General features: G+C 65.6%; 6 protein-coding genes. 4 read left to right on the forward strand and 2 right to left on the reverse strand.

What is annotated here, in order from left to right; genetic code table 11:
- Positions 1-303 precede the first annotated feature (303 nt).
- Together ACZ7KI_RS27700 and ACZ7KI_RS27705 are read right to left on the reverse strand one after the other, a co-directional pair.
- Positions 304-846 (reverse strand): GNAT family N-acetyltransferase, encoded by a 543-nt coding sequence (locus ACZ7KI_RS27700; protein ID WP_470275988.1) that lies wholly within the window; start codon positions 844-846, stop codon positions 304-306.
- Positions 847-1,076: 230 nt separating this feature from the next.
- Complete coding sequence (locus ACZ7KI_RS27705) at positions 1,077-1,853, reverse strand: FadR/GntR family transcriptional regulator (protein WP_470275989.1); 777 nt, start codon at positions 1,851-1,853, stop codon at positions 1,077-1,079.
- Between the two features lie 342 nt (positions 1,854-2,195).
- Between ACZ7KI_RS27705 and ACZ7KI_RS27710 the strand changes: the two genes are divergently transcribed.
- Genes ACZ7KI_RS27710 through ACZ7KI_RS27725 form a run of 4 tightly spaced genes read left to right on the forward strand, consistent with a single transcriptional unit; the run spans position 2,196 to position 7,363 of the window.
- Complete coding sequence (locus ACZ7KI_RS27710; RefSeq protein ID WP_470275990.1) at positions 2,196-3,563, forward strand: ABC transporter substrate-binding protein; 1,368 nt, start codon at positions 2,196-2,198, stop codon at positions 3,561-3,563.
- Positions 3,560-4,447, forward strand: a complete 888-nt coding sequence (locus ACZ7KI_RS27715; protein ID WP_470275991.1) for a carbohydrate ABC transporter permease — start codon at positions 3,560-3,562, stop codon at positions 4,445-4,447. The genes ACZ7KI_RS27710 and ACZ7KI_RS27715 overlap by 4 nt, the downstream gene beginning before the upstream one ends.
- On the forward strand, positions 4,437-5,312 hold the full coding sequence (locus tag ACZ7KI_RS27720; RefSeq protein ID WP_470275992.1) for a carbohydrate ABC transporter permease: 876 nt from the start codon (positions 4,437-4,439) through the stop codon (positions 5,310-5,312). The genes ACZ7KI_RS27715 and ACZ7KI_RS27720 overlap by 11 nt, the downstream gene beginning before the upstream one ends.
- Positions 5,313-5,344: 32 nt before the next feature.
- The gene (locus ACZ7KI_RS27725) at positions 5,345-7,363 is read left to right on the forward strand and encodes a DUF8034 domain-containing protein (RefSeq protein WP_470275993.1); all 2,019 of its coding nucleotides are present in this window, start codon (positions 5,345-5,347) and stop codon (positions 7,361-7,363) included.
- Positions 7,364-7,375 lie beyond the last annotated feature (12 nt).

Raw genomic sequence — 7,375 nt, forward strand, 5'->3', positions numbered from 1 at the left:
GGGATTAAATCATCGCCAAGCATTTCCGACGCTACGACACGCATCAAATTCAAAGCCAGATACAGGAATCGACAAACGGTAACTTAACGGCATTGATCTCGACCCCACCGGAACTCCGAGACGCAACACCATGCACCTCAGGGCATAGACCGACTCAACAAGTTCGACGACGCGATCCTCCGTCGTCACCTCATGCCATCCCTGGGGCCTTGAACACCAGAGGTTCGGCAACATTTGCGGACGGGGCGGGATCGTGGACAGTGAGCCTTTTCCGACCTCACTTGAATAGGTTGGGAGGAGTGCTCATGGCGTTCCGGGACAATGCTCTGAGCGGAGCAGACCGTAGACGAGCACATCGACATACTCGCCGTGTTGGAAGGATCTGCCGTGCATGACCCCTTCCCGGCGGAACCCCAGGCGTTCGAGGGCTTTCTGCTCGCCGAGGTTACCGCCGTTGGTGAGGGCTTCGATTCTGTTCGCAGTCGTGCGGCCGAACAGGTAGTCCACGAGCAGCCTCTGCGCCACCGTGCCCACCCCCTGTCTGCGATGCTCGGGTAGCACCCCCACGCCGATCTCGTAGGTGACACCCGAGGGGAAGCCGCGGGGCTTCCAGGTGGCGATGCCGATAACCGTGTCGTCGGCCCGCGCGATCGCAACCGCCGCGGACTCGGCGGAGATATACCCGTCGATCTCCCATCGCTTGCGGCGTGCCCTCGGATCACCGAATCCGGGCCACTCGAACTCGCCGAGCGCATCGGGATCCGTGCAGAGGCGGTCGAGAAAGGTGAGGTCGGCCTCGGTGAACGCCCTCAAGTGGACTTTGTCCGGACGGTTCGCTGGAGTCATGAAGGCCAGTATCGCGCCCGGAACATCACCCGTCAGGCAGTGAGCACTTCCCGACCTTGTCACCCATCCGTGATCGACCTGTCCAGTTCGCACCTGCGGTCGGGCTTCGAACCAGCGTTCTTCACGCCGGACATCATGTCGGCCAGCAGGTGCACTTCCATCCGCAAAGTAGAGCGGTCGGATCTGTCGGATCACATCCACGCGTCTTCGCGGTACTGGAATCGCTGAGGTTAGCCGAAGACTCGACGCTGGATCTCGCGGCGGTAGTCCTGCAGAGTGTTGTCCAGGTGGACGGCGGTGGCCTGTGCCGCGGCTTCCGGGTCGCCGTCCCGGATCGCCCGGTAGATGGCGGCATGCTCCTCGATGGCGCCCTCCGCGTGGCCGCCGACCGTGCCGTGCAGGCCGATGGCGCTGGACTGGCGTTGAAGGCGGCGGGCCTCGCGCACCGAGGCGACCAGGAAGTCGTTGTGTGACGCGGCGGCGATGCCGAGGTGGAAGTCGTCGTCGCCGCGATCGAACAAGGCGGCCTGATCGGTCAGGTGGCCCTGGTGGCAGGTTTCGGCGGCGGCTTCGATGGCTCGCAGTTCGGCCGGGGTCGCCCGGGTCGCCGCCAGCCGGCTGGCCGCGGTTTCCTGGACCCGGCGGAACTCGAAGAGCATGTAGACGTGGTCGAGGTCGGTGGGCAGGAAGAATCCTCCCCAGCGTGCCGAACCCAGCATGCCGTCGTCGTCCGCGACGTAGAGCCCCCTGCCCTTCTGGGCCCGGATCCGGCCGATGGCCGAGAGGATCTTGACCGCTTCCCGCACCACGGTACGACTCGAGCCCAGCCGGGTGGCCAGGTCGTTCTCGGTGGGCATGCGGTCGCCTGGCCGCAGTTTCAGTTCGGCGATGAGGTGCAGGATCCGCTCGGCCACCAGTTCGTATCCGGGCCGGTACACGCCGGACGAGCCGGCATCCTGCTCCCGCGCGGGCGCGCCGGCGCCTCCCGATAGGGGCTCACTGTCCACCTGCATGCCTCCTACATCGTAGGACCACCTGAAGAGTGTGAGTCATCGTCGGACTCCACTGACACTACCTGCGCGACCTGGGGACGTTGCCCCCGCGACAGGGCCAAACGGACGCGGCGGGTTCCGGTGATCGGTGGATTAGTCAGGTTCATCTCTTGACTGACTGCGGTCGGGACGGCTGTTATGTGTGATCTAAGCAATGTACTCCGTCCCGGCGACCTCACAAGCCCCGGCAATGACTCGGTTCGCATGTCTGTGGCACGAAAATGAGTCGGACACATGCTGGAAGCTTGAGCCCGCGGCGCCTCGATCGGCGGGCACCACAACGTAGTGGAGTAGCTCATGACAGCGAAGCTCGACGCGGGCGGCGAACCGGACAACGGGAACGGCCGAAGGCGGACGGCGTTGCTGGCCGGTGGTGCCGCCCTGGTCCTGGCCGCGGTCGTCGCCTGCGGCAACGGTGGTGTACCCAGGGGCGCTCAGAACGAGTTCACGCCGGTGGAACAGACCGGCGGCAAGTTGACGGTGTGGGTGGATTCGACGCGACTGGCCGCCGCGCAGCTCTATCAGAAGCAGAACCCTTCGGTGCCGATGGACATCGTCACCTACGACGGTGGCGCCAACGGTTCGAACTACCTGCAGACGAAGGTGAGTCTGTTCAATCGGACCGGAAGTGGCTGGCCGGACGTGGTCTTCAGTTCGCAGAACAACGAGACCACCTGGGCTGTACAGGCGAAGTTCACCGCGCCGCTGAACAAGGGACTGGTCCCGCAGTCGCTGCTCGACGGCTGGGCTCCCCGTGCCAACGACCCGTGCCTGGTCGAGGGCACACTCTACTGTCTGCGCAACGATGTGTCCCAGACCGTGCTCTGGTACAACGCGTCCCTGATGAAGCAGTGGGGGTACCAAGTCCCCACGACCTGGGAGCTTTACCAGGCACTCGGTGAGAAGGTCGCCGCCGAACACCCCGGCTACCTGGTCGGTTCCGCCGGCGACACGTTCACGCCGGAAATCTATCTGTGGGCCGGAAAATGCGGCGCCAACCAGATCACCGGGCCCAAGGCCGTCACGGTGAACACCACCAGCCCGGAGTGCACCCGGATGGCATCTCTGCTCGACACGCTGATCAAGAACCGCACGCTGTCCACCAGCAGCGTGTTCAGTTCGGACTTCGGCAAGAACCACGCCGACAAGATCCTGATGATGCCGGGGCCGGCGTGGTACGGAGGCTCGCTGTTCCAGGGTACGTTCAAAGTCCCGCCAGGCCAGACCGCGGTCGCCCCGATGCCGCAGTGGTCCGGCGGCGGCGACCCTTCGGTCGGCAATGTCGGCGGTGGTACCTGGCTGCTGTCCGCCCACAGCGCGAATTTGAAGGCGGCCACCGACTTCCTGACCTGGGTGACCACATCGGACGACTATCAGGGCAAGACCGCTCCGGGCTATCCGGCATACGGGCCCGCGGCGAAAACCTGGCTGACGAATCAGAACTCCTCCGGGTACTACGCCAAGGACATCGCCCCACCGCTGGAAGCCGCGGCGGGCCAGGTGTGGCCGGGCTGGGGTTACGGGCAGTTCAGTCAGGAGGCGATCTGGGCGGCGACGGTCACCCCGGGGCTGAACGCCGGCAAGACCATCGTGTCAATGCTTCCCGAATGGCAGAAAGCGATCGCCGACCACGCGCGGTCCGACGGCTACCAAGTCAGCCCATGACCATGCGGTCGAGCGCCGTAGCGCGCCGGCGTGGCCGCGCCGGATACGGTTTCGTCGCACCCTACGTGGTACTGCTGGCCGGATTCGGTGTTGTGCCGATCGGTTACGCGTTCTACTTCGCCTTCACCGATTCCCAGGGCGGCTTCGTCGGGTTGGCGAACTTCGCCACCGCCGCTAACGATTTCCGATTCGTCTCGGCCGTCGGGCATGTCGCGCTCTACCTGGTCTTCTGGTTGGCCACCCTGGTGGTGTTCGTGGTCGGCCTCGCACTGCTGCTGCACCGCGTGACCTCCCGCGCCCTCAGCAGGTCCTTGCGTTTCCTGTACTACATTCCCGGCGCACTGGCCGGAGCGGCGAGCGTCCTGGTCTGGCTGTTCCTGCTCGACCCGGCGGTCAGCCCGGTCGGCTTCCTGTTGCGTGCGTTCGGTTTCGACACCTTCGGCCAAGTGGTGGCGCCGGGGCACTTGCCGGTCCTGTTCACGCTCATCGCGTTCTGGACCGGTGCCGGCGGGTGGATCGTGGTGCTGTACGGGGCGTTGAACAACATCTCACCGGACCTTGTCGAAGCGGCACGAATCGACGGTGCGGGACCCTGGCAGATCGCGCGGCGCATCCAGCTTCCGTTGCTGCGCAAATGGATCGTGTACATGGTGATCCTGGCGTTCGCCGGCGGGACGCAGTTGTTCGTCGAGCCCCAACTGCTGTCACAAGCCAGTGTCGGAGTGGCCGGTCGTGACTATTCGCTCAACCAGCTTTCCTACGACTTCGCCTTCCAGAACGACAACGTCAACACCGCCGCCGCCATCTCGGTCGAGCTGCTGGTGGTCGGGCTGATCGCCGCGGGTCTGTTCGTCGCGCGATCGAGGTTCTTCGATGCCGACTGACAGCCGGCGGTTCACGCCGAACCCACTGTCCACAGTGGTCCTTTTGTTCTTCGTGCTCTTCTTCGCGCTCCCGGCACTCTGGCTGGTGCTGGCCGCCACCAAGACCGACGACCAGCTCGTGCACGGCCACCCGCTGTCCCTCGGGTCGTGGCAGGCGCTGCAAGCGAACTGGGAAGCGCTGACAGCGTTCGGGGACAACGCGATCTTCGGCTGGCTGGGCAATTCGGCGCTGTACTCGTGCCTCGCGCTGGTCATCACGCTGTGCGTGGCGATTCCGGCCGGATACGCGCTCGCGATGACCGAGTTCCGCGGTCGGCACACCCTGCTGGTGGCCACCCTCGTGGTGATGCTCATGCCCAACGCGACCCTGGTGGTACCGCTCTTCCTCGAGCTCAACGCCGTCGGCCTGATCGGCTCGATCTGGTCGATCGTCCTGCCGTACTCGTTCTACCCGTTCGGCGTGTACCTGGCCTACATCTTCTTCACCACCGCGCTGCCGAGGGAACTGCTGGACGCCGCCAGACTCGACGGCTGCTCTGAATTCGGGGTGTTCCGCCGCGTCGCCCTGCCGCTGGCCGCTCCGGTCGTCGCGCTGGTCGGTTTCTTCAGCTTCGTGACCAACTGGACCAACTACTTCCTTCCCTACGTCCTGTTGCCCACGAGCGACCGTTTCCCGGTCCAGGTCGGCCTGGGCGAGTTGCTCAACAACGTCCCCCAGTTCAATCCGACCGTCGGCGAACTCGCGGTCCAGCGCCCCCAACTGGCGCTGGCGACGCTGGTGGCCATCATCCCGGTACTCGTCGTCTTCCTTTTCTCCCAACGATTCCTCGTCGCCGGAATGCTGGCAGGCGCGACCAAGGAGTGATCGACCCACCCTCGGAACGGAGAACGCCCCGGATGCATCCTGTCATCACCGCCTCGGTGCCCCTGCTCGAGCCGCCGTACTGGGCGATCGCGCAACGTGAACTGTTCGACCTGCTCGACCATGCCTGGCGCCGGTTCGAGCACGACTTCACCAGTGCCGACGGGCAGCTGAACTACCAGGCCCGGCTCACCTCACGCGACGGCGTGGACGACTTCTACGAGACCTTCTTCAACTGGCCCCAGCTTTACCTGCTGGGTGGTGCCGACGATCTCCTGCCCGCGTCCGAATGGCATTGGGAGGGGGTCACCCGTCAGCTCACCGGACTGGGCATGCTCCACGGCGAGTACGAGCGCGGCTACGACTGGTTCCACCAAGGCGAAAGCCTGCAGATGTTCTATTTCCTGTGTATGGCCGCGCCCGATCGCTGGGCCGAGCGGGCGTTGCGCTTCGCGGAGCTCTACGTCGACCCGGCGCACGGCAACTACGACCCCGAACACCGGATCATCCGCCGTCCGCACAACGGCAGCGATCCGCACCGGGAAGGACTGTTCGACGGCGAGTCCTATCCTTGGCTGCCGCAAGAAGCCCGCCTGTACGGCTTTCCTCTGGACTGGGTGCTGCCTCCGGGAGAGGACGAACCGCGGCGAGAGCGGGACCCGCGCCTCGGCGAGGAGATGCGCCGGCGGATGGCGGTGGGCGACACCGCGGTCAACCTGGCGGCCTCGGGGCTCGTCCTCAACGCGTTGCTGCTGTCCGGAGAGCAGCGCTATCGGGACTGGATCGCCGATTACGTCGGGGCCTGGCGGAAGCGGGCCGACGGCAACGGCGGCATCATCCCCGACAACGTCGGCCCGGATGGCACGGTCGGCGGATTGCTGGACGGACGCTGGTACGGCGGGCATTACGGCTGGTCCTGGCCACACGGTTGGTACAGCGTCGGGCACGCCGCGATGATCGCGGCGTTGGCGGCGGTCACGGCGACCGGCGACGAGTCCTTTCTCGACCTGGTGCGGCCCGCCCTGGACGAGGTCATCCAACAGGGCAAGACGATGGCGTTCACCGAGGCGGACTCCAGCCTGAAGTCCAGGTGGATCGTGCAACTCGGCGAGGACGTCCACACCCCCACCTTGCTCGTACCGTTCCGGCACGGCGACCGGGGATGGTTCGACTACAACCCGATGCTGATGTCGGTCCCCACCGCACTGTGGCATCACTCGGCCGCACCCGCCGACCGGGAGCGCGTCGAATCGCTGCGTAGTGCCAGCGGCCACGACTGGCGCACCGTTCGACCGTTCCGGCTCAAGGAGGAGGCCGGGCACGAAGAACCCTGGTTCGCCTTCCTCTCCGGGGACAATCCCGCGTACCCGGAACGGATCCTGGCTGCCGCGCAGGCGCAGGTGCGGCACCGTCTCGCCCGGATGGAGCGCCACCGGGGCCAAGACGTGTCCGAGGCCGACATCCACCTGTGGCAGCAGTCGAATCCCGTCGTCACCGAGGCACTGGTGCAACTCACCTGGGGTGGCCCGCAGGTGATCTACAACGGTGGTCTGCAGCAGGCTCGGGTGCGTTACTACGACGCCGAAGCCCTGCGGCCCGGCCTGCCACCCTCGGTGGCGGCGCTGGTGTCGAGCATCGACCCGGAGGAGACCACGGTCGAACTGGTCAATCTCGATCCGGGAACCGCGCGTTCCGTTGTCGTGCAAGCGGGGGCGTTCGCCGAGCACTCCATCCGCTCCGTGCGGCACACCGTCTGCGAGGACTCGTCCTGGCTCGGCGACCTCTACGACTACGGACATCGTCAGCCGAAGGTGACTTCAGTGTCCACACAGGTCGACGGCCCGTGGCTCGGTGTCGACTTGCCTCCGTCCACTTGTGTCCGCCTGACGCTGCGTGTCGACCTGCGAGACCAGCCTCCGTCCTACCGCACACCCTTCGACGGTCGTGGGGGGGGGGGGGGGGGGAGAAAAAAAAAAAAACACCCCCCCCCCCCCCCCAACCCCACCACCCTCCCCAACCAGGCACATTTTTTCCCCAAAACGTTCCCTCTTTAAAAGTGGGGGACA

It is taken from the genome of Amycolatopsis sp. NPDC039088 (assembly GCF_055598845.1).

Bases quoted from the DNA above. Each gene is read 5' to 3' on its own strand.
- ACZ7KI_RS27715 (WP_470275991.1), top strand. From the start codon at position 3,560: ATGACCATGCGGTCGAGCGCCGTAGCGCGCCGGCGTGGCCGCGCCGGA.
- ACZ7KI_RS27720 (WP_470275992.1), top strand. From the start codon at position 4,437: ATGCCGACTGACAGCCGGCGGTTCACGCCGAACCCACTGTCCACAGTG.
- ACZ7KI_RS27710 (WP_470275990.1), top strand. From the start codon at position 2,196: ATGACAGCGAAGCTCGACGCGGGCGGCGAACCGGACAACGGGAACGGC.
- ACZ7KI_RS27700 (WP_470275988.1), bottom strand. From the start codon at position 846: ATGACTCCAGCGAACCGTCCGGACAAAGTCCACTTGAGGGCGTTCACC.
- ACZ7KI_RS27725 (WP_470275993.1), top strand. From the start codon at position 5,345: ATGCATCCTGTCATCACCGCCTCGGTGCCCCTGCTCGAGCCGCCGTAC.